Annotated in this window: 21 protein-coding genes; 15 read left to right on the forward strand and 6 right to left on the reverse strand. The window is 62.0% G+C overall.

Annotated features, from left to right (window positions below):
• Nucleotides 1-2: 2 nt before the first annotated feature.
• Nucleotides 3-2,378: a GNAT family N-acetyltransferase gene (locus tag DOM41_RS05830; protein WP_110685906.1), complete on the forward strand. Its 2,376-nt coding sequence runs from the start codon at nucleotides 3-5 to the stop codon at nucleotides 2,376-2,378.
• Between the two features lie 216 nt (nucleotides 2,379-2,594).
• A complete protein-coding gene (locus tag DOM41_RS05835) occupies nucleotides 2,595-4,070 on the forward strand; it encodes an aminoacyl-histidine dipeptidase (protein WP_110685907.1) in 1,476 nt (491 codons plus the stop codon).
• Between the two features lie 423 nt (nucleotides 4,071-4,493).
• Here DOM41_RS05835 and DOM41_RS05840 read toward each other — a convergent pair whose 3' ends face one another.
• On the reverse strand, nucleotides 4,494-5,336 hold the full coding sequence (locus DOM41_RS05840) for an integron integrase (RefSeq protein ID WP_280951215.1): 843 nt from the start codon (nucleotides 5,334-5,336) through the stop codon (nucleotides 4,494-4,496).
• The gene (locus tag DOM41_RS17865) at nucleotides 5,284-5,463 is read right to left on the reverse strand and encodes a phage integrase N-terminal SAM-like domain-containing protein (RefSeq protein WP_342588145.1); all 180 of its coding nucleotides are present in this window, start codon (nucleotides 5,461-5,463) and stop codon (nucleotides 5,284-5,286) included. Before DOM41_RS17865 ends, DOM41_RS05840 begins: the two co-directional genes overlap by 53 nt.
• Before the next feature lie 226 nt (nucleotides 5,464-5,689).
• On the opposite strand from DOM41_RS17865, the gene DOM41_RS05845 reads away from it, so the two are divergent.
• The 3 genes from DOM41_RS05845 to DOM41_RS05855 all read left to right on the forward strand — a co-directional run bounded on the left by DOM41_RS05845 (nucleotide 5,690) and on the right by DOM41_RS05855 (nucleotide 9,609).
• On the forward strand, nucleotides 5,690-6,613 hold the full coding sequence (locus tag DOM41_RS05845; RefSeq protein ID WP_110685908.1) for a hypothetical protein: 924 nt from the start codon (nucleotides 5,690-5,692) through the stop codon (nucleotides 6,611-6,613).
• Between the two features lie 105 nt (nucleotides 6,614-6,718).
• The gene (locus DOM41_RS05850) at nucleotides 6,719-7,843 is read left to right on the forward strand and encodes a dsDNA nuclease domain-containing protein (RefSeq protein WP_110685909.1); all 1,125 of its coding nucleotides are present in this window, start codon (nucleotides 6,719-6,721) and stop codon (nucleotides 7,841-7,843) included.
• Nucleotides 7,840-9,609, forward strand: a complete 1,770-nt coding sequence (locus DOM41_RS05855; protein WP_110685910.1) for a P-loop NTPase family protein — start codon at nucleotides 7,840-7,842, stop codon at nucleotides 9,607-9,609. The genes DOM41_RS05850 and DOM41_RS05855 overlap by 4 nt, the downstream gene beginning before the upstream one ends.
• A gap of 222 nt (nucleotides 9,610-9,831) precedes the next feature.
• Here DOM41_RS05855 and DOM41_RS05860 read toward each other — a convergent pair whose 3' ends face one another.
• Together DOM41_RS05860 and DOM41_RS05865 are read right to left on the reverse strand one after the other, a co-directional pair.
• Complete coding sequence (locus tag DOM41_RS05860) at nucleotides 9,832-10,989, reverse strand: App1 family protein phosphatidate phosphatase (RefSeq protein WP_342588146.1); 1,158 nt, start codon at nucleotides 10,987-10,989, stop codon at nucleotides 9,832-9,834.
• A gap of 259 nt (nucleotides 10,990-11,248) precedes the next feature.
• A complete protein-coding gene (locus DOM41_RS05865; RefSeq protein ID WP_110685911.1) occupies nucleotides 11,249-11,812 on the reverse strand; it encodes a type 1 glutamine amidotransferase domain-containing protein in 564 nt (187 codons plus the stop codon).
• 234 nt (nucleotides 11,813-12,046) lie between these two features.
• Here DOM41_RS05865 and DOM41_RS05870 point away from each other — a divergent pair, with 234 nt between their 5' ends.
• Complete coding sequence (locus DOM41_RS05870) at nucleotides 12,047-13,639, forward strand: DNA recombination protein RmuC (RefSeq protein ID WP_245391753.1); 1,593 nt, start codon at nucleotides 12,047-12,049, stop codon at nucleotides 13,637-13,639.
• Between the two features lie 84 nt (nucleotides 13,640-13,723).
• On the opposite strand, the gene DOM41_RS05875 is transcribed toward DOM41_RS05870, so the two are convergent.
• Nucleotides 13,724-14,878 carry a glycerate kinase gene (locus DOM41_RS05875; RefSeq protein WP_110685912.1) on the reverse strand — a complete coding sequence of 385 codons (1,155 nt, stop codon included), beginning with the start codon at nucleotides 14,876-14,878 and terminating at the stop codon, nucleotides 13,724-13,726.
• A 382-nt stretch (nucleotides 14,879-15,260) separates the two neighbouring features.
• Between DOM41_RS05875 and DOM41_RS05880 the strand changes: the two genes are divergently transcribed.
• From DOM41_RS05880 to DOM41_RS05895, 4 genes are read left to right on the forward strand one after another with little or no spacing between them, the layout of a single operon-like run.
• Nucleotides 15,261-15,866, forward strand: a complete 606-nt coding sequence (locus tag DOM41_RS05880) for a hypothetical protein (protein ID WP_157956847.1) — start codon at nucleotides 15,261-15,263, stop codon at nucleotides 15,864-15,866.
• Nucleotides 15,863-16,279 (forward strand): hypothetical protein, encoded by a 417-nt coding sequence (locus tag DOM41_RS05885; protein ID WP_110685914.1) that lies wholly within the window; start codon nucleotides 15,863-15,865, stop codon nucleotides 16,277-16,279. Before DOM41_RS05880 ends, DOM41_RS05885 begins: the two co-directional genes overlap by 4 nt.
• Nucleotides 16,276-16,953 carry a DUF1007 family protein gene (locus tag DOM41_RS05890; protein WP_245391754.1) on the forward strand — a complete coding sequence of 226 codons (678 nt, stop codon included), beginning with the start codon at nucleotides 16,276-16,278 and terminating at the stop codon, nucleotides 16,951-16,953. Before DOM41_RS05885 ends, DOM41_RS05890 begins: the two co-directional genes overlap by 4 nt.
• The gene (locus tag DOM41_RS05895; protein ID WP_110685916.1) at nucleotides 16,941-18,092 is read left to right on the forward strand and encodes a nickel/cobalt transporter; all 1,152 of its coding nucleotides are present in this window, start codon (nucleotides 16,941-16,943) and stop codon (nucleotides 18,090-18,092) included. Before DOM41_RS05890 ends, DOM41_RS05895 begins: the two co-directional genes overlap by 13 nt.
• 23 nt (nucleotides 18,093-18,115) lie before the next feature.
• Here the strand turns inward: DOM41_RS05895 and DOM41_RS05900 are convergent, their stop codons facing one another.
• Entirely contained in the window at nucleotides 18,116-18,538 is a 423-nt protein-coding gene (locus DOM41_RS05900) for an HIT domain-containing protein (protein WP_110685917.1), read from the reverse strand.
• A gap of 171 nt (nucleotides 18,539-18,709) precedes the next feature.
• On the opposite strand from DOM41_RS05900, the gene DOM41_RS05905 reads away from it, so the two are divergent.
• From DOM41_RS05905 to DOM41_RS05930, 5 genes are all read left to right on the forward strand, one after another.
• Nucleotides 18,710-18,841: an entericidin A/B family lipoprotein gene (locus DOM41_RS05905; RefSeq protein WP_110686627.1), complete on the forward strand. Its 132-nt coding sequence runs from the start codon at nucleotides 18,710-18,712 to the stop codon at nucleotides 18,839-18,841.
• Nucleotides 18,842-19,258: 417 nt separating this feature from the next.
• Nucleotides 19,259-20,065 (forward strand): formate dehydrogenase accessory sulfurtransferase FdhD, encoded by an 807-nt coding sequence (locus tag DOM41_RS05915; RefSeq protein ID WP_110685919.1) that lies wholly within the window; start codon nucleotides 19,259-19,261, stop codon nucleotides 20,063-20,065.
• Nucleotides 20,066-20,237: 172 nt separating this feature from the next.
• Nucleotides 20,238-21,131, forward strand: a complete 894-nt coding sequence (locus DOM41_RS05920) for a formate/nitrite transporter family protein (protein WP_110686628.1) — start codon at nucleotides 20,238-20,240, stop codon at nucleotides 21,129-21,131.
• Nucleotides 21,132-21,304: 173 nt separating this feature from the next.
• Nucleotides 21,305-23,650, forward strand: a complete 2,346-nt coding sequence (locus DOM41_RS05925) for an FdhF/YdeP family oxidoreductase (protein WP_110685920.1) — start codon at nucleotides 21,305-21,307, stop codon at nucleotides 23,648-23,650.
• Nucleotides 23,643-23,948, forward strand: a complete 306-nt coding sequence (locus tag DOM41_RS05930) for a MarR family transcriptional regulator (protein WP_110685921.1) — start codon at nucleotides 23,643-23,645, stop codon at nucleotides 23,946-23,948. Before DOM41_RS05925 ends, DOM41_RS05930 begins: the two co-directional genes overlap by 8 nt.
• Nucleotides 23,949-24,052 lie beyond the last annotated feature (104 nt).

Consider the following 24,052-nt stretch of genomic DNA (forward strand, 5'->3'; position numbering starts at 1 on the left):
CAATGACGCCCTCGACTGCGCCTCCTCTCGGCGAGTGGCTTGCCGACTGGCGGGCGGAACTGGCCGCACGGCGTCAGCGCGGCATTGTGTGGATCGCCGCCGACGCCCCCTTGCCGCGCGCGCAGGCGCTGCTGGCGGCGAGCGACTGGGCGTCGCCGCTCTGGATCGGCGCGGCCTCGCAGGCGCCGACGCAGTCGATCACCTGTCTCGCCCCGGGGCGCGCCCGCAGCCGGCTGGGTCAGGAGCACGACCTGATCGTCTTCGACGCCACCGGGCAGAGCGGCTTCGACCCGGACGCCTTCGGCGCGATCAGCGGCACGCTCGTTGCCGGCGGCTGTCTGGTGCTGCTGACACCCGCCGCCTGGGCCGAACCGAACGCCACTGGCTGGTATGGGGACGCCGACTACCGGCGGCTGGCGCACTGGCCGGTAGAGGCTGGCGAGATCGAGGCGCGCTATCTGGCGCGGCTGGCCCGCTGGCTCGGCGCTTTCGACGCGCTCGTGACCTGGCCTGCCGACGCCGCGCTGCCGGGGGTTCCCGCCTCGTGTTCTGTCCCGTCCGTCGCCGACTTGGCGTCAGCCGATAGCGATGCCGAGGATGCCCCGTCTCACGCCGAGTTCAATGATGACGAGCTCAATGACCCCGACTGTCTCAGCGCCGATCAGGCGGCGGCGGTGGGCCGGCTGACGCGGCTGCGTCGGCGCCGGCCGCTGGTGCTGATCGCCGACCGCGGCCGGGGCAAGAGTGCCGCGCTGGGGATCGCCGCCGCCCGGCGGCTGATGGCGGGAGAGCGCCGGCTGTGGATCGCCGCCTCCAGCGAGGCCGCGGTGGCGCCACTCTTCGAGCGGCTGGTCGCGCTGCTGCCGACGGGGCAGCGCGTGCCCGGCGGCTTCACGCTGACGCTGAAGGGGACGGAGAGTCACGAGAGAGAGTGTCGCGTTGAGTGGCTGGCGCCGGAGCGCGTCGCAAGCGCCCTCGATGATCCGGAGATCGACCGGCGCTCGCCGCCGACGCTGTTCGTCGACGAAGCGGCATCGATTCCCGCCGCGCGCCTCGCGGATTGGCTGGCGCGCTTTCCGCGCATCGCCTTCGCCACCACCGTCCACGGCTACGAAGGGACCGGGCGCGGCTTCGAGGTGCGACTGCGCGATACCCTCGACCGGCTCACGCCGGATTGGCGCCGGCTGCGGCTGACCACGCCGATCCGCTGGGCGGCGGATGACCCGCTGGAGCGGCTCACCCGCGAGCTGCTGTGTCTGGATGCCGAGATCGACGACCGCCCATTCGCCCGCGCTGAGGCGAGCGGTGTCGCGCTCGACGGGCTTACTCTCGACTGGCTCACTCTCGACTGGCTCGACCGCACTGCGCTGGCTCATGACGAGGCCGCACTGCGGGAGGCGTTCGGGCTGCTGGTGCAGGCGCACTACCGCACCACGCCCGCCGATCTGCGCCAGCTGCTCGACGGCCCCGGCGTGCGCCTGCTGGCGGCGCGCTGCGAAGGGCGGCTGGCCGGTCTCTGCGTGGTGCAGGCCGAGGGCGGCTTCGATGCGGCGCTGGCCGGGGCGATCCAGCGGGGCGAGCGGCGCCCGCGGGGGCATCTGCTGGCACAGTCGCTGGCGATGCACGCCGGCCACGCCGAGGCGGCAACGCGCCAGTGGTGGCGCATCATGCGGATCGCGGTCCACCCCGGCTGTCGCCGTCGCGGTATCGGCCAGACGCTGATCGAGGCGGTGGCGGGCGCCGCGGTAGGGCAGGGCATCGACCATCTCGGCGTCAGTTTCGGGGCCGAACCCGGGCTGATGCGCTTCTGGCGCGACCGGGGCTTCACGAGTCTGCGCGCGGGGCTGACCCGCGAAGCCGCGAGCGGCGAACCGGCGCTGATGATGGGGCGGGGGCTCGCCCCTCTGGCGGTCGCGGAGATCGCGACGTGGGCGGCGGATTTCCAGACGCTGCTGGCGGATCTGCTCGTCGGCGAACTCAGTGACATCGAACCCGAGGTCGCCGCCGGCTGGCTTCACGAAGGGCAGCGCCCGGCGTGGCCGGCCGCGCTCACCGCCCGACTTGAAGCATTCGCGGCGGGTGGCGGCGAACTCGCGCTGATCCGCCCCTGGCTGCGTCAGGCGTGGCTCTGCTGGTGGCGCCAGCAGCCGATTACCGCGCTGCCGGACGGTCTGGGCGCCTCGGCGACAGCGGCAGAGAGCCCCGACGAGCCGTTCGAGCGGGTGCCGCCCGCGGCGGCAGTGGCAGCGCTCTTTCAGCACCGGGCAACGGCGCTGGCCCCCGGCGATGGCGCTGCAGGGCGCCGCGACCGGCAGGCGGCGGCGCGCTCGCTCGCCCGGGGGCTGCTCGCGTGGCAGCGAGCCGCGACACGCCACTGACGGCGTCGCCTCGCGGCGAGAGACGCGCAATGGCCGGTCAGCCTCGACGGCCGGTCACGCCAGGCGCGCCGTACCCGTGCATATGGTCAAGCCAGAGGGAGGCGGGTAAGGTGAGGGCACTTTTTTGCCGGGGGCGAGCGTCAGGCTCGCCCTCGGGTGTCCCATTCATCATCGTGGAACGCGCCGCGTTCGACACGCGCCGCGCCTGGAATCGACATGAACGACCATCTGCTCACGCTCTCTCCCGAACCCGTCTGGCGCCATTTCCGCACCCTGTGCAACACGCCGCGCCCCTCTGGCCATGAGGCCAAACTGGTCGACATCCTCGAGCGCTGGGCCGACGACAAAGGGCTCGCCCACGACCGCGACACCTACGGCAATCTACGGATTCGCCGGGCCGCGACCCCGGGTTACGAAGCGGTGCCCGGCATCGTGCTGCAGGGCCACCTGGACATGGTCACCCAGGCCAACAGCGATCACCCCCACGACTTCCTGAACGACCCGCTCGACACCTTCGTCGAGGACGGCTGGCTCCACGCCCGCGGCACCACGCTCGGCGCCGACAACGGCCTTGGCGTGGCCGCCGCGCTGGCGGTGCTGGAAGCCGACGACATCGCCACCGGCCCCATCGAGGCGCTGTTCACGCTGGAAGAAGAGACCTCGCTGCAGGGCGCACTCTCTCTCGACGCGGGCTGGCTCGAAGGGCGCTATCTGCTCAATCTGGATTCCGAGGATCGCGGCGAGGTCTACATCGGCTGCGCCGGCGGCGCAGACGTGGTGATCGACGCCGACCTGCCGATGCGCGGCTGCAACGACGACGAAGTGATGCGGCGCGTCTCGCTCACCGGGCTGGTCGGCGGTCACTCCGGTGCGGATATCCACAAGGAGCTCGGCAACGCCAACCAGCTACTGGTCCGCGCGCTGCGTCAGCTCGACGAGTTCGACATCCGTCTGGTCGACTATCAGGGCGGCACGCTGCGCAACGCCCTGCCGCGGGAAGCCTTCGCCACCATCGTCATCAACGAGAGCCATCTGCCGGCGCTCGAGGAGACGCTGGACGCGCTGCAGACGACCTACCGCGCCGAGCTCGCCGGGGTCGACGACGACGTGACGCTGACGCTCTCGCCGGCCACGCTCTCCTGCAGCGATGCCGAAGCGCTGACCGACACCGCCACCGACCTGCTGGTCGCCGCGCTACACGCCGCGCCCTACGGCGTCGAGCGGATGAGCGCCGAAGTGCCCGGCGTGGTCGAAACCTCGAACAACCTGGGCGTCGTCTCGCTCGAGAACGGCCGCTTTCACCTCTGCGCGCTGGTGCGCTCGCTGCGCGACAGCGCCGCCGAGAACCTGGCCGACCGCTTCACCGCGCTGTTCGGCCTGATCGGCGCCAAGACGCGGGTCGAGAACGCCTACCCCGGCTGGGCGCCGAGCGCCGGCAGCGCCCTGCTGACCCGCTTTCGACGCCTCCATCAGGAACAGGTCGGCAGCGACCCCGCGGTGAAGGTAATCCATGCCGGGCTCGAGTGCGGCATCATTGGCGGCAAGTACCCGCACCTGGAGATGATCTCCTTCGGCCCCGTGATCCGCGGCGCGCATTCCCCCACCGAGCGCACCGAGATCGCCTCCGTCGAAGAGTTCTGGAAAGTGCTCAAGGCGCTCGTCGCCGACATCGCCTCCGGCAAGGCGGCCTGAGCCACTCTGAAACCAGGCCGGTCTGAAACTAAGCCACTCTGAAAAGAAAACGGGCGAGTGGTTCTCTCGACATCGTGCGCTCCTCACGGAATGCGATTCGAGAGAACCACTCGTTACGGGTAATCCCCCCAAAATCCCTACCTGACACGGTATGTCCTATCCCCTCGGATAACCGCTAATCCGCCCCCAGGACTTTCTCGAAGCGACATCCAGACGCCTCGCGTGGACGAAAATCGTCCCACCCACGCCTAAGACTTTCTTGGGCATTGCGCTTCATGTAACCGCTGGTTACGGTGCGATAACGCCCATTCAAAACGATTGATGATCAAGCGTTACCCAACGGCTATCGCATGGCTGGCGACCGATGATCGCTGCCTGCTCAGGTAGGGGCGGTAGCGTGCAACAAAAAGTGCAGCTTACCCGTCAGCCTAGCGGGCTACGGACACCGGCAAAGCCTTTGCCCAAAACATGCGTATAGATCTGGGTGGTTTCCACGCTCTTGTGCCCGAGCAACTCGTGAACGGTACGTATGTCCGTGCCCTGGCTCAGCAATTGGGTGGCGAAGCTATGTCGCAGCGCATGACAAGAACCGGGACGAGGTAACGATGCCGCTCTCATTGCCTGCTTAACGGCCTTCTGTACTGCTGAAGTATGAATATGATGGAGCACCACCTTGCCACCCTCATCAAAGCACGGGCGGCTAGCCGGGAATAGCCACTGCCAACCCAGAGAGATTCCGGCATTGGGATATTTTCGATCTAGTGCATTGGGAAGCGTTACAGGGACACTGCCACGACTCAGGCGTTGATCAAGTCGCTGATTGGCGAGGTCGATTTGATGCTGCAAATAGGGGGTGCAGAGTGCGGGTAGTAGAGTGGTTCTGTCCTTGTCGCCTTTGCCAGCCCTAACCGTAATGATTTGGCGCTCGAAATCGATATCCCGAACTCTCAGACGGCAGGTTTCCAGAACCCTTAACCCCGAACCATACATCAAGGTCGCCATTAGACGCATTGGCCCGGAAAGCTGATTCAGCACGCTTATTACCTGTTCGTGACTTAACACTACGGGTAACCGACGTGCCTGCTTCGCATGCGAGAAATCGCCAATATCTCCCAGCGGTTGCTCTATTACGTGTCGATAGAGAAAAACGAGTGCATTCAGGGCCTGATTTTGTGTGGCCGCCGCCACCACCTGGCGTTGTATCGCAAGATGCTCAAGAAACGCTTTTACCTCGGGACCCCCCCATGCTGGCCGGATGCCGCACATCACGGAAGCGAATGAAATAGCGTATCCAGTAGCAGTCAATCTTGACCGTGCGGGGGCTGTAACGTTTCACGCGCATGATGGCTTTCACACGATCCATCAGCTTTGGCGGTCGGCTGTGAGCATTCATGATTAACTCAATTTAGCTGTATCTCTATACAGTAATATCAGGTTCAGCGGAACGTGCAAGGGTGCGAGTTCTGCACAACCTGCCGAATTATTATTAGTTGTACAGAAAATCAATGGGTTAGCACCAGATTGATGGGCTAGATAAGAATTCATAAACACGCGCGCTCGTTCAAGTGATAAAACGAGCCTGCTACCTAATACCTGTTATATTCAATTAGGAACCGTTCATGGAAAAGACACTCCAGTCAGGGTGGTTTGATATATTCAAAAAAAAGTTGATGACTGAGTTTAACTTGGATGTCAGAAAAATTCAGAATTATCAGTCAGATATATCTCCAATAGTGTATTGCTGTTTACAACACAGGCGAGTTACACCTAAGCCAAGAAATGTAATTTTAAGCAAAAAGCTCCAAGAAAGCTCATGGGCTACCAATAAAGAATGGATGTCGCTTCAAGAAAGCATTGAAAAAGGAGATGATATAAATGGGTATATGAGTAAGAAAATAAATGAATGGCAGGCGTTTGATTATTTGCTCTATACATGCAATATATCGCATTTTCACTTGTATAAAAATAAGGAAGGGGGGATCAGAGACCCTTTGGTTTTCGGTATTTTTACAAAAGAATTTTTTTATGCTTTAGACATTGGCAGTCATGATGACTTGTACAAGGCGGGGTATTTAGTTTCTATTGTTAGTTCAAATTGGCCCAATTTAGATATTTTCAAAGTAAAAGAAGCAGCAGGGAAGACAGAAGCAGCGTTTGATCCAAACAATTTTAAGCGAACTGCAAACGATCCTCATTTACAATACAACATGATAGCCCCGACAAGTTTTATCGATCATAATGGCCAACGAAAAGAACTAGACAACCATCGAAATACAGCATTAATAAACTTCGTGTTAAATGGTATTGATATTGGGAAAATACCATTTAGAGTTTACTGTGCCTACACAAATGAAATAAAGCACTTAGAGGAGCTTGACGCAAGGCTGTTTAAACATTTTGGGGCAAAAAGGATGTCGCTTGAGATAGATGCTAAAAAGAAGAATTATTCTGTAGAAGTCCATCTTCAGCGCAGTAAAAAACTAAATTACAAAATACCTAAAAAGTTCATAACTTGCAGCCTTTACCATTATGCCGACAGCTAACAATATAACGCTGCCTTGCAGCGGACAAGCCGCTGAATGCGGCGTTATGAGTAGGCGCATAGGGCTAAATCAATTTCAAGTATTCTGCTTTTGGAAGGTGAAGCTTTGACCAAAACAAAAAAGGCAGTCAACGCAGGCGTAGATGCTTTATTGGGCTTCGAGTTTCAGCGAAATTGCGCGTTGTACTTGCTGCTTAATAATTATGACCGTTTCAAGGGGAGAGAGTTCTTTCTGTGCATTGAACACCATGATGACTTTCTATTCTGCTACAGATCTGATTGCCGGGACAAAATAGAAGAAATCCATTCTTATCAGGCCAAGAAACTTTCAGGAGCTGTCTGGACTATAAACGAACGATTTTCCGAAGCTGTTGCGAAGATGCTTGAAGTTGGAAACAACCTAATAAATGATCCAGCTCCAAAATGCCAAAGCTACACTCATGATTTGATATTCATATCAAATACCGATATTAAGCTCAACTACAAACCCAGCAAAGATGAAAAGGAATATGGGAAAAAGGAAATAGTCTACTTCCTTAACGAACAGAACTTTAAGTGTAGTTACGATGGTATACCTGGAGAAATTCAGGACGTGATTGACAAGAAAGTAGGAAGTTTCTGTAATAAGGAAAAGATCACATATCACAAGCCTGAACTAGATAATCTGCATATTGAATGGGTCGACCTACCACGCAGAAAAAAAGACCAAAAAGATATTTTGGTTGGACTTATGTGTAGGAATTTTCCGCATGTTTTAGATCCTAATGCAGCAGTTGAGCTGCTTCTTAGCTTATTTAGAGAAGTGGAAGCTGTGTACAATCAAGGTAGGGTTATTAACTTACTTGACAGCAGTAAGAGGGTTGAAGGCGGCGAGATAAAGAGAGCAATTGATGTTATTGAGACTGAACAAAAGACATTCAATCTATGGAGAAATTATTCAACGGAGCTATCTCGTAGGTTCCAAGTTCCTATCGGTATCCAAAATAACCACGAAAACCATATCAGAAATACCTTTGAGTTACTGAAAGACATGGCAAACAGAGAGCATCAAATAATAAAAAGCTTCATTCGAGAGAATGATTACTCCATGGATTTTTATAGCCATGAGGACATGTTTTATAAGTACGTCTCAGATATAAAGGATGAAAATAGTATGAACCTAAAGGATGTCGACATCTTCTTCTCTGTTTTGTGTGCATATGTAGAATGCCATGGTGGGGATATGCAATGAGTGTAACTATTAATTTCAACAGGCTGTTTGTCAGCTCTGCTTCGCATAACCTCTGTTTTTTTGATGAGTTTTCCTCTGGTGTGAATATTATTAGTGGGCGTAATACATCTGGGAAAAGTTCTCTACTTCAGAGTTTGTTGTTTGCTTTTGGTGTCAATGATGTTCGTGAGAATCTAGCTGAAATTCTTAGTTATAATCCAATATTCAGAGTGGACTTCACCAAGACTGTTGATGGGGTTGAAGAAAAATACACAATTATTAGGGAGCCGAAATCCATCTATGTAAGAGAGCCGAAGGGAAGAGTGGTTCCCTTTCATGGAATAGATGCTGATAATAGCGTTGAGCACGTCAAATTAAAAGACTATATGCGCGATTTGGTTGGCTTTACCCTGCTTCTAGAACAAAAAGGAGAGCTTAAGTCTGCCCCTCTCGAAAGCATGTTTTTGCCATATTATATTTCTCAGTCTGTAGGTTGGGTCTATTTGCGTGAATCGTTTTCTAATCTTCAATATTATAAAGGGTTTAAAGACGATTACTTGGACTATTATCTTGGGGTAAATAATAGCTTCGATAGGGTGAAATATAGAGAGCTTACGAGAAAAAAAGATCGGCTGACAGCTGATATCCAAAATCTCAATCGTTATAGCAAAAAGGCCGAATTCCAGTTTTCAAATTTAGTTGACGAAACCTTTGGTGAGAAGGCAGAAGAGTACATTGAAAGCTACGTTAAAAGGTCGAGCTCCCTGGAAGAAGAAAGAATTAAATATATAAAGCTATGCAATGAGCTTTCGTTACTACAGAACCACCACAAAATTCTCAAGAGAACTAGGAGTAATGTCAAGAGCCAAAAGTATAATGATATCGATCGCTGCCCAGCCTGCACCCAAGTATTGTCATATTCTTTAGAGGGTTTGTATAGCCATTATCAGAAATACAATGATACAGTTGAGCTAGAGTCACACATTGCCGACAAGCTGACAACAAAAAAGTCACAAATAAACTCATCAAGTAAAGTAATTGAAAAATTTAGAAAGGAAATTCAAGATGATTACGGTGTTCTTTTAAGCAAAAATGTAGACGGAGTTACCTTTGATCAATGGGTGGATAATAAAGCAAATATTAAATTATACAAAAAGATGCAGAAAGACATTGGCGATTCAGAAAATGAATTAGACGCTGTTAGGTCATTCATTAATTCTATGAATACGGAGCAGGAAGCAGTCTCTGCAAGGAAAGCAAAAGAAAGGGGGTTTGAAGAGTTATTCTCTGATTATGCGTCACAGTTGAAGCTTAATCCGTTAGTTGACTCTAGATATCTTAATCTATATTCAATTAATTCTTTTCCGCGACAAGGTGTTGAGCTTCATAAGACTGTTATGGCCTATCATTTTGCATTGAACGCTATCATTGCGAAAACAAAAATTGCACATAGGCTGCCATTTTTGTTGGACGCCATTCTCAAGGAAGATATAGATGAGACTAATCTAGCGACTATTTTGTCATTTGTTAGTAATAATCTACCGGAAGATACTCAGACATTCGTTTCTATATCGGAGCATGTCAAAAGTGATTCAGAGGTTAGAGATGAGAAAGATATTAAACCTATCGAGAAAATTAGTGTTAAAGACGTTAAAGATGCTTACTTCCCTGAAAATTCGAAGCTAATCTACATTGGTGGTGGGGAACTTGAACGTGGCTTTCTTTCTCAGTTACTAGAAGATCATCAAGAATTACATGATGAAACTCTTGATTTGACGGCCATCTAAATGATAGTAAGAGGATAGGCGTCGTTGGTATCATAACAAATGCAGGCACAGCGACGCCCTTTCCATTGCGCCTTCGGCTCCATTCCAAGCGCGCGCGTGCTGCAAGCGTTAACTGCCTTAATTCCTCCATCATCATTACCCCCTGCTCACCACAACTTGTTGGCACTTCCACATACCCAAGCCATCCACACCCCTGCGATAAGCCGAAGCGTTCACAACGATTCACTCCCGCTGCTGCTGGGCGCGGGTATCGTCGCGCACGGCATCGAACCCTTCCTGTGAGATGAATCCGCGGGAGAGGGCGTGTTCGGCCATGATGGCGCTGTCGCTGGCGAGGATCAATTCGCAGTCGGAATCGCCGATCTCCTTGGCGAGGGCGTCGATGGCGGCGTCGCGTTCGTCGTCGTCATCCACCTTGCGAATGTAGATGGCGCGGACCCGGTCGGGGTAGGCCTTGACGATCTCGGTGTAGACCTCGGGGTCGTGCTGGCCGCTGTCGCCGATCAGCACGAAGGGCAGCCCCTCGTAGAGTGACAGCATGCTTTGAATCACGTCGGACTTGTGATCCTCTGCCTTGCGCGGCCACGGGCGCTTGAGCGTCATGCCCCACTCGCGCAGAAAGAGGATCGGCCCCACCGGAATGCGGTTCATGTTGAAGAACATCTCCAGCACCTCGTAGATGCTCCACGGCCCGCGGGAAACGTAGAGCATCGGCCGCTGACGGTTACCCTCGGCGCCTTCATAGAGCGCGCGATAGAGCGCAGCCACGCCGGGAAAGGCGGTGCGCTCGTCGGCCTTCTCCATGAACAGGCGATAGAACATCTTCAGCTTGTTGGCGACGCCGGTGTACATCACGGTGTCGTCGATGTCGCTGATGACGATCAGGTCGGTGCTCGCCGGCGGAATGTAGACCTCGGTCTCGGTGCTGATGGCGTCGTCTTCGGAGACCACCTCGAGCTTGGCGGTATGCCAGATCGCCTCGGCCGGCAGGGTGTGGGTGATCTCGATATGGGCGTGGAAGTAGCCGTCGCGGTCGGTGGTGACGGAGGTGCGCGTTGCGCCGAGACGTATGTCGATACGGGCGTCGGCCACGCCGTGGCGCACCAGTCGCCGAGCCAGGTCGGCCAGATCCTGCATGATGCCGGCCTGCTCCCAGCGCGCGAGGCGTCGCGGCTGGCGAAACACGCGGCCCATGATGAAGGCTTCCTTCTGCGAGCCGTAGCCCCGGTAGGGGTGGACGATGACGCCACCCTTGCCCTTGTCACGTCGCATCGGGCGGGTGAACAGGCGGACCAGCTTCTTGCTGAAGTGGATCAGCTTGCCAAAGAACATCTGGCGCTTGGAGCCGTCGCGATGGGGCGTTGAGGCGTCTCGGGTCACGGGGGCTCGTCCTTGTTGGGGGCTTGCAGCGCAGCGACTCTGTCGCCCGCGCCTTTCAGCCTAGCCGCTATCGGGCGAATGAACGATGCGTGTCGTGCCAACGTTCGCCCGGTGGGGCCAATGCCAGTGCCATGCGGGGCCGGGTACTGCTGAGTCTGGCGGCCTCAGGCGGGGGCGTAACGTCGGCCGTGGGGTCAGGCGGGCGGACACAAAAACGCCCGCCATGGGGCGGGCGTTTTCAAGGTCAGGGCCGCAACACTCAGGCGTGCTGGTTGCTGTGGCGGCCTTCGGCAATCTCTTCGATGAGCTTGGCGTTGAAGTCGTCGAGATCCTTGGGCGTGCGGCTGGTGACAAAGCCGCTATCGCAGACGACGGACTCGTCGACCCATTCGGCGCCGGCGTTCTTGAGATCCTGCGCGATGGAGGGCACGGAGGTCAGCTTACGACCGTCGACGACGCCGGCGTTGATCAGGATCCACGGCGCGTGGCAGATCGCGGCGACCGGCTTGCCGGCCTGGAAGAACGATCTGACGAAGCTCAGCGCCTTCTCGTCGGTGCGCAGGGTGTCCGGGTTGAACAGGCCGCCCGGCAGCAGCAGGGCGTGATAATCAGCGGGGTCGGCGTCATCGAGCGCCTTGTCAGCCTCATAGGTTTCGCCCCACTCGGTTTCGGCCCAGGCGCGAATGCCTTTGCCATCCGGTGTCACGACATGGGTCTCGACGCCTTGACCCTGAAGCGCGGCGCGCGGTGAAGCGAGTTCGGATTCCTCGAAGCCGTCGGCAGCGAGAATGGCGACGCGTTTACCATTGAGTTGTTGAGCCATCTTGACCTCCTGGTCGTGATGTAACGATGAATGACGTAGAAGCCCATGGGCCATCCGGGTCCATGTCTCGGCTTACCCCATGAGTTTGGGATAGTCTCGGCGAACTTCAAGGAGAGAATGTCGGCCTCGGCGCCGATATCCTGATGAGAGGCGAAAGGCCGGCGAGCGGCCGGCACGACGCGCAGCGCCGGCCCCGGCCGGGGCGAAAAGCGCAAAAACGACGAGGAGAGGTTCATGCTTGGCGAGGCGGGTAGCGCAGTGTCGCTGATCGGTATGGCGCTGTTGGGCGCGATATTCGGCGCGCTGGTGGCCGGCATGGCGGCACTGTCGGTGCTTCGGCGCCGGCGGGCGCGGAACGACGCCCTCGAGACGCGGCTCGACGAGAGCGACCGCCAGCGGCAGCGGCTCGAGCAGGAACTCTCCCAGAGCGATGCCCAGCAGGACGAACTGCGCGAGCAGCTCGGCGAGCTCAAGCAGCGGCTGACCACCCGGGAACAGCAGGTCGAGACGCTCAACGAGCGCCTGGCGGATCTGCGCGAGCGCTACGGCCGGCTGGAGACGCATGTCGAGCAGGCCAAGCACCACCACGCCGAGCAGATCAAGCTGCTGGAAGACGCCAAGGGCCGCATGGGTCACGAGTTCGAATCGCTGGCCGGGCGCATCTTCGACGAGCGCAACCGCAGCTACAGCGCCCAGAGCCGCGAGAGTCTCGAAGCCCTGCTGCAGCCCTTTCGCGAGCAGGTGGCGGGCTTTCGTCAGCGGATCGAGGAGATTCACGGTCAGGAGAGCCGCGAGCGCACCACGCTCAAGGTGCAGATCGACCAGCTCGCCACGCTCAACCGCCAGATCACCGAAGAGGCCGCCAATCTCACCCGGGCGCTCAAGGGCGACAAGAAGATGCAGGGCAACTGGGGCGAGGTGATGCTCGAGTCGGTGCTCGAACGCTCCGGGCTGCGTCGCGACATCGAGTACCGCCGCGAGGTGTCGCTGGAGGGCGAGAACGGTCGCCAGCGCCCGGATGCGGTGATCTATCTGCCCGACGACAAGCACCTCATCGTCGACGCCAAGGTTTCGCTCAACGCCTACGTGCGCTACGTCAACGCGGAGGAGGACGCCGAGCGGGAGCAGGCACTGCGCGCCCATGTGCAGGCGGTGCGCTCGCACATCGACGCGCTCGCCAGCCGCGACTATCCCAAGCTGCCGGGGCTGCGCTCGCCGGACTTCGTCTTCCTGTTCATGCCGGTGGAGCCGGCGTTCGCGGTCGCCTTCCAGTTCGACGAGACGCTGTTTCAGGATGCTTTCTCCCGCGACATCGTGGTGGTCACGCCGACCACGCTGCTGGCGAGCCTGCGCACCGTCGCCAGCCTGTGGAATCTCGAGCGCCAGAACGAGAACGCCCGGTATATCGCCGAGCGTGCCGGCAAGCTGCTCGACAAGTTTCAGGGGTTCGTGTCGAGTCTCGAGGACGTGGGCAAGCATCTGGGGCGGGCGCAGTCGAGCTACGAGCAGGCGGTGTCGCGGCTCTCCACAGGGCAGGGGAGTCTCGTCGGTCAGGCGCTGCAGCTCGAGAAGCTCGGCGTGCGCATGAAGCGCGAGTTGCCATCCCACCTCACCCGTCGTGCCGAGGGCGAGACTGAGGCGGGCGAGAGTGAGGCGGGTGAGACCGAGGCGGGCGAGAGCGGACGGGAAGACGAACGGCGCGCCGACACTTCTCAGGCCCGCGTCGAAGAAAAAGCCCCGCGCGGGCCCGCGCCGAACGGTGACGACATGCGTCGGGGCGCGGGCTTCGGTGCGGGCGATACCGCCGACGATCGGGGCGGGGCGTAACGGCGCCGTCTCACTTTTCGAGCGGTCTATCCTCTTTTCGGGCCGTCTCGCCTCGCTTCGGGCCGGCTTACCTGGCGGTCGCCGCTATACCGGCCTGGCGTCGGCTGGCTGATGTCGTCCCCAGAGCCTGCCGAGGGCGTGACTGCGGTCGCGCAGCAGGTCGGCGCAGCGGTCAAGCGCCGACGCCAGTGTCATCGGGCCGTCGGCGAGGGCAAACGCTGCGGTCACATCGTGTTCGAACGCGGCCTGCCAGCCGTCGCCGAGCCGGCCCGCCAGCACCACCGTGGGCACGCCGTGCTGTGCCGCGCGCCGGGCGACGCCGATCGGTGTCTTGCCCGAAAGGCTCTGGCCGTCGAGCTGGCCTTCACCGGTGATGACCCAGTCAGCCCCGTCGAGATAGCCGTCGAACCCGGCATGCTCCATCACCAGCTCGATCCCCGGGCGCAGCGTGGCACCCAGCAACACCTTGGCGGCGAAACCCATGCCGCCGGCGGCGCCGGCCCCCGGCAGGTCGCGGCTCTCCTCGCCGCATGCCTCGGCGACACGGTCGGCAAAGTACCCCAGCGCGCGATCGAGCTGTTCGACGTCGGTCGGCGTGGCCCCTTTCTGCGGCCCGAAGATGGCGCTGGCGCCCTGCGCGCCGAGCAGCGGGTTGTCGACGTCGACGGCGGCCTGCACGTCGAGCGTGGCGAGGCGAGGATCGAGCCCGGAGAGGTCGAGCCGCTCGAGCTGCGCCAGCGCGGCACCGCCCGGGGGGAGTTCGTGGCCCTCGGCGTCCCGCAGGCGGGCGCCGAGGGCACTGAGCATGCCGGCCCCGGCGTCGTTGGTGGCGCTGCCGCCAAGCGTCAGCAGCAGCGACTCGGCGCCGGCGTCCAGCGCTGCCAGGATGAGCTGGCCCACGCCGAAGGTGGTGCTGTGCAGCGCGGTGCGCTCGTCGGTGGTCAGCGCCTGCAGTCCGCTGGCCTCCGCCAGTTCGACGAAGGCGCTGCGGCTGTCGGCAAGCCAGCCCCAGGCGGCCTGGCGCTCACGGCCGAGGGCGTCCTGGACCCGTGCCTCGCGGCGCTCGGCGCCGGTGGCGGCAATCAGGGCCTCCAGCGTGCCTTCGCCGCCATCCCCCATCGGACACTGGATCAGCTCGGCCTCGGGGGCGCCGCGGGCCAGCCCCTCGGCGATCGCGGCCGCCGCGTCGCGTGCGGAGAGGGCATCCTTGTAGCTGTCGGGGGCAATGACGATCTTCATGGCATCCTCTCTCGATGGTGGCGCGCAGCAGGCGGTGACAGGTGGCGAAACGGCGAGGTGGTGAAAAGGCGAGGTGGCGACAAGGCAACGTTGCGAAGGGCCGCGCCGCCGTGACCTCGTCATCAGCTTAGCGGCATTGCCCCACGGCAGGGAACGCCAACCCTCGCCGGGCGCGTGACCAAGGCAGCGTGGCGCCGGAAGTCGCCAACTGGCATTCTGAACGCCGTTCACATTCGCCACTGGCGAGGATGATGTGATGAATCGAAACGACAGGATGACGCGGGATGACGCAAAGGGGTCCCATGACGGGGCGAGGTGGGATGCGCCGGTGACGCGTGACCGCCGCGATCGCATGCACTTGCGCCCGTTCGCGGGGCTCGGCATGGGTGCAGTGACTCTGGTCATGGCGGGTCTGCTCGCCGGCTGCCAGTCGCTGTCATCGCCATCGCCGGTCTCCCCGCAGGGCAGCGGCGCGTTGCCACCGGCGTGTCAGTGGCCGGCCAGCGGCGACGATCGTCTCGAACGGCTCCGCGCCACGCGGGAGGTGATCGAGGCGCGGGGCTACGTCATTCTCGATACCGACGTCACCCTCGGCGTGGTCAGCGCCGAGCGGCGAACGCGTCAGCCGGGGCTCGGGGCGGTCGACTCGCCCTTTGGGCGTACCGGGTTCTGGGGGGGATTCGGGATCGGCGGACGCGGTGGCTACGGCGTTGGCATTTCCCAGGGCTTCGGCAGCGGCTACGACCGCGATCCGATCCAGGTCGAGCGCCTCTCGGTGTCGACGCCGGCGGCGGTCACCTATGTCGACCGCGACTCGGTAGTGGTCGATCGCAACGGCTACCTCATCGACGCGCGCAGCTACAACCATCAGGGGCTCTGCAGCGAGCTGCGTCAGGCAATCGAGTCGCAGCTCTCCACGCCAACCGCGGCACCGGGCACCGGCGTGCCGCTTCCCGCATCGACGTCGACGGGGAGGGCCACGCCATGACGCGCTCATCGACAACGCCAAGCCGCTCTTGGCGGCGGGCACTCGCCCTGCTGGCCGCGCTCATGCTCGCGGGATGCGCGGTTGCCCCCGCGCCGGCGCCGCGTAGCATCTCCCTCGACGCGGATGCCGATGCCACGCTCCGGGCGACGCTTGCGATGTTTGCCGAGCGGGGGTTCGTGATCCGCCACGCCGATGGTGAGCTGCGCCAGATCGATGCCGTGCTCGCCTCGCGAAGCGGTTATCAGGTCCATGCCGAAGTCACCACCGGCGACACGCCACCGCCCGGGCTGGCGCTGCGCCAGGGCGATACCTATCTGACGCTGAGCGGGCGTCAGGGTGGACATCCCCTCGGCGCCACTGCGCTCGACCCGCTTTTCATCGATGTTCAGAACCGTATGAGATCACAGCCTTGATTCGACCGATGTACCGCGGCCTTCAGCTCGCGTTGGCGCTGACGGTCGCCGCGGCGGCCACCCCGGCCTTCGCTCACCCGCACGGCTGGGTGGACCTGAGCGTCGAGGGGGTCTTCGACGACGCCGGCAGACTGCAGGCACTCCGCCAGCAGTGGCGAATGGACCCGTTCTACAGCCAGGTGGTGATGGAAGAGATGGGACGCCTGGAAGACGGCACCAGCATGCCGGAGCGCCTCGACGCCCTTGGCGTGGAGATCCGCAACAACCTGGCGACGCAGGACAATCTCACCCACATCACCCTGGACGGCGAGCCTGTCGCTCAGGCCGAGGTGACCAACACCAATACCGAGATTCGCGGTGACCGACTGGTCTTCAGCTTTGTGCTGCCGCTCGCGTCGCCGGTCGAGATGGCCGGCCACGCGCTCGACTACCGCATCTTCGACCCGACCTACTACATCGAGATGGTCCACGAAGCGAACGCCGACGGTTCCGAGCCGCTGCCCGAGGCGCTGACATTGAGCGGCGCGCCGGCGGACTGCACGACGCAGATCGTCCAGGCGGACCCGGACCCCTCGAAAGTGATGGAGGCGGCGATGCTCGACAAGACCGAGTCCGGCGAGCCCAACCTCGGGCGCTTCTTCGCCGAGACGGGAGAGATTCGATGTCCCGCCTGAGACCCGACGCCGCCCGGTGGAAGCCCTGGCTGGCCTTCGGCCTGCCGCTGGCGGGCGTGCTGCTGATCGGTTGGGCGATCTACGCGATGGGCTGGTGGCAGCAGGGAGCGGTGCAGGTCGTGCTGTGGCAACGCGACCTTTACCACGCGCTCACGTCGGCGATCGGCGAGATCGACCGGGCGCCGGGGCTGACGACCTGGGGCGTGCTGCTCGGGGTAAGCTTCGGCTACGGGGTGTTCCATGCCGCCGGCCCGGGCCACGGCAAGGTGGTGTTGAGTACCTACTTGGCCTCTCAGGGCGGGGCGTGGAAACGCGCCATCGTGCTCTCCGCACTCGCCTCGCTGCTGCAGGGCGTGATGGCGATCGCGCTGATCGCCGTGCTCGTCTTCGGCCTCGGCTGGCTGACCCGCCAGGCGATGGCGAGCGTGGATCAGGCCGAGACGGTGAGCTTTCTGCTGGTGGCACTGGTGGGGCTCTGGCTCTGTGTGCGCTCGCTGCGCAGGCTCTATCGGGCGACGTTCGCGGGCGCGCGCGGCGCTTCCGAGCCGGCGGTAGCGACCGCCGCGACGGCGCATGACGCGCACGGGCATAGTGCCCATGAGCACAGTGGCCACGGGCACGACGACCACGGGCACGACGACCCTGAGCACGGCGGCCATGAGCATGCGCATGACAGCCACGAGCACGGCGCACACTGCGGCTGCGGGCACGACCACCACGTCGACCCCACCACGGCCAGTGACTGGCGCGGAGCGCTGCTGACGGTGCTGTCGATCGGTATTCGCCCCTGCAGCGGCGCGGTGCTGTTGCTGGGTGCCTCGGCGCTGCTGGGGCAGTTCGGCAAGGGTGTGGTGGCGGTGATGGCGATGTCGCTGGGGACGGCGCTGACGGTCTCGTCGCTGGCGCTGTTGAGCGTCTTCGCCCGGGACTGGGCGCAGCGCCGGCTGTCGCCGATGGCCAGCCGCCACCCGTGGCAGGCGTGGATCGGTCTGGCAGGCGGGGCGCTGATCCTCACGTTCGGGCTATCGCTCAGTCTCGCCCAGTGGCAGCGCGGTGAGGCGCCCGGCGCGCCGCTACTGGGATCGCCGACAGCAGACGCGCAGGCGGCGCCGGTGGGCGGGCCTCTCGGCCGCGGCTAGCACGGCGTGGCGTCGGGTAACGCTCAGCCGGCGTCCAGCGTCCGGGCCAGGCGGCGAATCGTCTCGCAGCGCTCGTCCAGCGCCGCCTCGGCGTAGGTTTCGGCCTCACCCTGACCCCACACCGGCCCCGGCCAGGCGGGGTCGTCGGCAAACCGCACGATGACGTGGACGTGGAGCTGGGCGACGACGTTGCCCAGCGTGGCGACGTTGAGCTTGTCCCCCCGCCAGTGGGTCATCATCGCCTGGCCCAGCGCGGTCGCTTCGCGCCAGAGCTCGCGCTGGTCGGCTTCATCGAGATCGAAAAGCTCCACCACGTCGGCGCGGCGCGGGACAAGCACCAGCCAGGGATAGCGGGCATCCCGGCTCAGGCGCACCTGGCTGAGGCTCAGGTCGACGACGTGGACGCTGTCCCGCTCGAGTCGATCATCGAGGGTAAAAGTCGGCATGGGGTCTCTCTCTATGAGTGGCAGGCGGGGGCAGGGCAGAAAGGCGGCGCATCGCGTCAGCGAATTTACGCGCGCCCTCGCGCTGCTCTGCTATGTTGGAACTCAGGTCGACGACTGTACGACCGGATGCGTCACGGCGCATCCTTCAAGCCCGTTAAGGAGGACGACACCATGAAACGACTCATCGCATTCTCGCTGCTGGCACTGTTCAGTGCCGGTATTCTCGCCGGCTGTAACACCGTTGGCGGCGCCGGCAAAGATATCGAAGAAGGCGGCGAAGCCGTGCAGGACGCGGCCAGCTAAGGCACTCGACGCCTGGCCCTCGCCAGGCGTCTTGCTTCTAACGCCGCGCGTCGTTGCACCCGCCTTCCGTAAGACGTTGTTGCGCCTGTCTGCCGTAAGATGCTCATTCCTCTACTTGTCCTGGCGCTGCCTAACGGCGCTTATTGTTTGCTGCTTACTGCTTACTGCTTACTGCTTACTGCTTACTGCTTACTGCTTACTGCTTACTGCTTCCTGCTTCCTGCTTCTTGCGTTGTCCCAGTTACCGCTCCAGGGTCACCTCGAACGATGCCGGTGCGTGCGTCGACGGGTCTCGGGGGCACGAGCCGACATGCTAAAGTAGGAGATTGTCCGGTCGCTTCCTTTCGCGTCGCGCTGTCTTCGCGAATCGCTTGCTCGAGCCGTTTTCCCCGCCGCCGACCGGATGGGAGGTTATCCATGTCATCTACCGATGCGCGCGCACGCCGCGCCGATGTCACCGCTGATCCCGACGCCGAGTCGACGGGCGCCTTCAGCGACTCGAGCGATGCGCCACTCGACGCGCTGCCCGGGCCGGACGAGAAGCCGGTCTCCATCGTCTTCAACGACACCGCCTACGCCACGGTGCTGGCGACGCCGTCTCAACTGGAGGCGCTGGCGGTCGGCTTCGCCTTCAGCGAGGGCGTCATCGATCGCTACGCCGACGTCGAGTCGATCGACAGCGAGTCGAGCCGTCACGGGTTGCGGGTGAGACTGACGGTAGCGCCGAGGATCGCCCGCCGTGCCGAGAGTCAGGCGCGGGCGACGCTCTCCACCAGCGGCTGCGGCGCCTGCGGCGTGCAGGAGGAGTCGCAGCTGTTGTTCGGCCTGACCCGGCTGCCGACGCTCGCCTTGCCCGCGCCGGCGGCGCTGCAGGGCGGGCTCGACACCCTGCGCGAGCGCGCTGCCACCGGCATGCATCTGGCGCTCGGCCTCGATGAAGACGGCCAGACGACGAGCCTGGGGCTCGACATCGGCCGCCACAACGCGCTCGACAAGGTGATCGGCGAAAGTCTGATCGCGGGCCGAATGCCCGCCGTGGTGATGACCTCGAGCCGCTGCAGCCTGGAGCTTGTGCAGAAGAGTGTGCGGGCACGCATCCCCGCGCTGGCTACGCTCTCCTACCCCTCGCGGCTGGCGGTGGATGTGGCCCGCTCCTGCAATCTGACGCTGATCAACTGCCATCGCGGGCGGCGACTGGAACTGCTCAGCCGGGGGGACGACTAGTCCCCGGCGGTGCCTGCGGCTGGCCGTGCGAGATCAATTTTCATGCCGATACAGTTAGTGAGCGAACAATGTTCATGCGTACTGAACTATATGAATGGTACGATGTATTAGCGTGACGAAACGTCACACGCTTTCACTCATCGTTTCCGTTCAGACGTCGCTCGAGGCATTCATGGCTTTCAATTCTCCCCAGGACACCGCGCTCCAGGCAGTTTCCGCCGGCTACAAGAAGACCCAGACACCGCTTACGGCGCTGCTCATCCTTGGCTTTCTCGCCGGCGCCTTCATCGCCACCGGCTTTCTGCTCGACATTCGCGTGACCGCGACCATGCCCGCTGAGTGGGGCGGCCTGCGGACCTTCATCGGGGCGTCCGTCTTTCCCGTCGGTCTGGTACTGACGCTGATCGCCGGCGGTGAGCTGCTGACCGGCAACATGATGACGTTGCCGATGGCGCTTTTCTCGCGTCGTATCGGTATCGCCGCGCTGCTCAAGAACTGGGGGCTAGTCACCGTCTCGAACTTCGCCGGCAGTCTTGCAGTGGCGTATGCCTTCGGACACTTTCTGGGGCTGGCGGAAGGCGACTTCCTGGCGACCACCGTGGCGGTTGCCCAGCACAAGGTACAGACGGACTTCTGGCATGCACTGGTGTCAGGCATCGGCTGCAACTGGCTGGTCTGCCTGGCGGTCTGGCTCGGCTATGCCAGCAAGGACGTCGCCGGTAAGATATTCGGCATCTGGTTTCCGGTCATGGCCTTCGTGGCGATCGGTTTTCAGCACGTCGTCGCCAACATGTTCGTGGTCCCGGCGGCGATCTTCGCGGGTGCGGTGACCTGGGGCGAGTATCTGCCCAACTTCCTCGCGGTCTTCATCGGTAATGCGATCGGTGGTGCGCTCTTCGTGGGGCTGGCTTATCACTTCGCCTATCGCCCCCAGGCCTCGCTGGATGCCGTCGCCGACGCCCCGGCCGCGCAGGGTGAAGCCGCCGTTGACGCCAGCCGCGCGGAAGTGAATCGCGCCAAGCGCGCAAGCAAGACCGGCGAGACCCAACCGGCCCAACGCGCCTGAGGGCGCGTTAGTTCACGAGCTGACCCGATCGAGGGTTGGCTCGGTACCGTTTTCGCTTTCCTTTCGTCGCGGCGTCCGTTTTCCCCAGGGAAAAGCGGCCGCCGCGACGCGACGCTCGGCAAGGGATGAGTCCCGCTGGATCGGTGCGTCGTTCGCTTTTTCGGAGATTTGGCATGTCAGACGTTTCTAACGATTCCGCCCAAAACGATCGAGCGGCCGGCGACTGGCCGGTCTATGAGCAGGACCCCACGGTCACCGAATACCACAACCCGGCCGGTGGCTGGGGCGCGCTGAAATCGGTCGGCAAGCATCTGCTACACAGCCGGGCGCTGGGAACCAACGCGCGCTCGCTGTTCAAGCTCAATCAGCCGGACGGCTTCGACTGCCCGGGCTGCGCCTGGGGCGATCCGGAACACGGCTCGTCGTTCGAATTCTGCGAGAACGGCGTCAAGGCGGTGACCTGGGAGTCGACGGCCAAGCGCGTGACCCGCAAGTTTTTCGCTCAGCACAGTGTCAGCGAGCTCAAGGAGTGGGACGACTACCGCCTTGAGGATCAGGGGCGCCTGGTCGAACCGATGCGCTACAACGCCGAGACCGATCACTACGAGCCGATCGGCTGGGACGCCGCACTCGACCTGATCGCTGAAGAGCTCAAGGCGCTGCCGACGCCGGACGACGCGATCTTCTACACCTCGGGCAAGGCGCCCAACGAGTCGGCCTACGTCTTCCAGCTGCTGTCGCGGCTCTACGGCACCAACAACATGCCGGACTGCTCCAACATGTGCCACGAAGCGAGCGGCGTGGCGCTCAATGCGGCCCTGGGCACCGGCAAGGGCAGCGCGCGGCTGGAGGATTTCGAGCAGGCCGAGGCGATCTTCGTGTTCGGTCAGAACCCGGGCACCAACCATCCGCGCATGCTGGGCGTGCTGCGGGAGGCCGCCGAGCGTGGCGCTGACATCGTCACCTTCAATACGCTCAAGGAGCGGGGCCTGGAGAAGTTCGCCGATCCGCAGAAAGCCGGCGAAATGCTTCACAACGGCAGCCACCGCATCAGCAACCACTACTTCCGGCCCAAGCTCGGCGGCGACATGGCCGTGGTGCGTGGCATGGCCAAGGCGCTCTTCGCCCGCGATGCCGCCGGCGAAGAGGTGCTCGATCACACCTTCCTGGCCCATCACACCGCGCAGCTGGCGGCGTATCGGAGCATCGTGGAGGCCACTGACTGGGCGACGCTCGAGTCCCAGTCCGGCCTCAGCCGTCAGGAGATGGAGCAGGCCGCCGAGCTCTACGCCCGCTCCAAGGCAACGATCGCCTGCTGGGCGATGGGCATCACCCAGCATGAGCACTCGGTGGCGACGATCCGCGAGATCGTCAATCTGCTGATGCTGCGCGGCAACATGGGGCGTCCCGGTGCCGGGACATCACCGGTGCGCGGCCACTCCAATGTCCAAGGTGATCGCACCATGGGCATCTACGAGAAGCCGTCCGATGCCTTTCTCGATGCGCTGGAGGCGAAATACGGCCGCGGCATGCCGCGGGAGCACGGCTTGGACTCGGTGGCGGCAGTGCAGGCGATGCGCGATGGCGCCGACAAGGTGTTCATCGGTCTGGGCGGTAACTTCACCCGGGCGATTTCGGACAGCGGCGTCACCGAGCGCGCGATGGGCAACTGCCGCCTGACCGCCTTCATCAGCACCAAGCTCAACCGCAGCCACCTGGTCACCGGCAAGCAGGCGCTGATTCTGCCCTGCCTGGGTCGCACCGAGATCGACCGCAACGCGGCGGGCAAGTCGCAGCTGATCACCGTCGAGGATTCGATGAGCATGGTCCACGGTTCGGCGGGCATCAATCGCCCGGCGGACAAGGCACTGCGCTCGGAAGTGTCGATCATCACCGGTATCGCCGAGCGGCTGCTGGGCAATGACGTGGTCGACTGGTCGGCGATGCGTGAAGACTACGACGTCATTCGCGATCACATCAGTGAGGTGATCCCCGGTTTCACCGACTTCAACGCTCGCGTTCGCACCCCGCGAGGTTTCTGGCTGGTCAACCCGGTGACGCGGCTGCGCTTCTCGACGTCGACCGGCAAGGCGGAGTTCTCCAGCGACGCGCTGCCTGGACAGGTCATGCACCAGCGTCTCGCCGAGCGCGACGGCTGGCTGACGCTGCAGACGATGCGCTCTCACGACCAGTACAACACCACCATCTACGGCTACAACGACCGCTACCGCGGCATCGAGAACGGCCGTCAGGTGATCTTCGTCAACGCAGCGGACATCGAGCGACTCGGCTTCCATGCCGGGCAGTGGGTCGACCTGATCGGTGAAGCCGAGGATGGCGAGGTTCGCCGCGTCAACGGCTTCAAGATCGTCGCCTATGACACGCCGACCGGCTGTGCGGCGGCCTACTACCCGGAAACCAATCCGCTGATTCCGCTCGACCACAAGGGCGAGTTCAGTCACACCCCGGCGTCGAAATCCATCGCCGTTCGGCTGGAAGCGAGCGCGCGCCTTGCCTGAGGCTGGTGACGAGGCGGGTCTTGCCCAGGCGCTGATGTCGCTGCTTGAGGCACACCCGTCGCTGGACCCGCTGGCGGGCATGGTGTGGATCGCCCTGCGCGACTGGGGCACCACGGCGCGGGGGCTGACCACCGCTCAGCTCTCGCGCCGGCTCGAGGTCGAGCATGCCCTGATACGCAGGGCGGCTGCCGACCTCGAGGCGCTGGGCTGGATCGACAGCCAGCCCGCCGGCGGGGCGAGTCCGGCGCTTCGTTTGACCCGGGTCGCGGTGACTGACGACTGCCCCGCCAACGCATAATCCCCTCTCTCTCAGGATGACAGCCAACCGGCTAGACTCACCGCCAACCGGCCAGGCTTACCGCCAACCGAGCGGTGGGTAGGGCAGCAGGGGGCTGGCGGGCC

This window comes from Salinicola aestuarinus, assembly GCF_003206645.1.
In the GTDB taxonomy this organism is placed as follows: Bacteria; Pseudomonadota; Gammaproteobacteria; order Pseudomonadales; family Halomonadaceae; genus Salinicola; species Salinicola aestuarinus.

Bases quoted from the DNA above. Each gene is read 5' to 3' on its own strand.
- DOM41_RS05885 (WP_110685914.1), top strand. From the start codon at position 15,863: ATGACGCGCTCATCGACAACGCCAAGCCGCTCTTGGCGGCGGGCACTC.
- DOM41_RS05905 (WP_110686627.1), top strand. From the start codon at position 18,710: ATGAAACGACTCATCGCATTCTCGCTGCTGGCACTGTTCAGTGCCGGT.
- DOM41_RS17865 (WP_342588145.1), bottom strand. From the start codon at position 5,463: ATGAATGCTCACAGCCGACCGCCAAAGCTGATGGATCGTGTGAAAGCC.
- DOM41_RS05870 (WP_245391753.1), top strand. From the start codon at position 12,047: ATGCTTGGCGAGGCGGGTAGCGCAGTGTCGCTGATCGGTATGGCGCTG.
- DOM41_RS05855 (WP_110685910.1), top strand. From the start codon at position 7,840: ATGAGTGTAACTATTAATTTCAACAGGCTGTTTGTCAGCTCTGCTTCG.
- DOM41_RS05830 (WP_110685906.1), top strand. From the start codon at position 3: ATGACGCCCTCGACTGCGCCTCCTCTCGGCGAGTGGCTTGCCGACTGG.
- DOM41_RS05900 (WP_110685917.1), bottom strand. From the start codon at position 18,538: ATGCCGACTTTTACCCTCGATGATCGACTCGAGCGGGACAGCGTCCAC.
- DOM41_RS05865 (WP_110685911.1), bottom strand. From the start codon at position 11,812: ATGGCTCAACAACTCAATGGTAAACGCGTCGCCATTCTCGCTGCCGAC.
- DOM41_RS05875 (WP_110685912.1), bottom strand. From the start codon at position 14,878: ATGAAGATCGTCATTGCCCCCGACAGCTACAAGGATGCCCTCTCCGCA.
- DOM41_RS05880 (WP_157956847.1), top strand. From the start codon at position 15,261: ATGGGTGCAGTGACTCTGGTCATGGCGGGTCTGCTCGCCGGCTGCCAG.
- DOM41_RS05920 (WP_110686628.1), top strand. From the start codon at position 20,238: ATGGCTTTCAATTCTCCCCAGGACACCGCGCTCCAGGCAGTTTCCGCC.
- DOM41_RS05925 (WP_110685920.1), top strand. From the start codon at position 21,305: ATGTCAGACGTTTCTAACGATTCCGCCCAAAACGATCGAGCGGCCGGC.
- DOM41_RS05845 (WP_110685908.1), top strand. From the start codon at position 5,690: ATGGAAAAGACACTCCAGTCAGGGTGGTTTGATATATTCAAAAAAAAG.
- DOM41_RS05835 (WP_110685907.1), top strand. From the start codon at position 2,595: ATGAACGACCATCTGCTCACGCTCTCTCCCGAACCCGTCTGGCGCCAT.
- DOM41_RS05915 (WP_110685919.1), top strand. From the start codon at position 19,259: ATGTCATCTACCGATGCGCGCGCACGCCGCGCCGATGTCACCGCTGAT.
- DOM41_RS05895 (WP_110685916.1), top strand. From the start codon at position 16,941: ATGTCCCGCCTGAGACCCGACGCCGCCCGGTGGAAGCCCTGGCTGGCC.
- DOM41_RS05840 (WP_280951215.1), bottom strand. From the start codon at position 5,336: ATGTGCGGCATCCGGCCAGCATGGGGGGGTCCCGAGGTAAAAGCGTTT.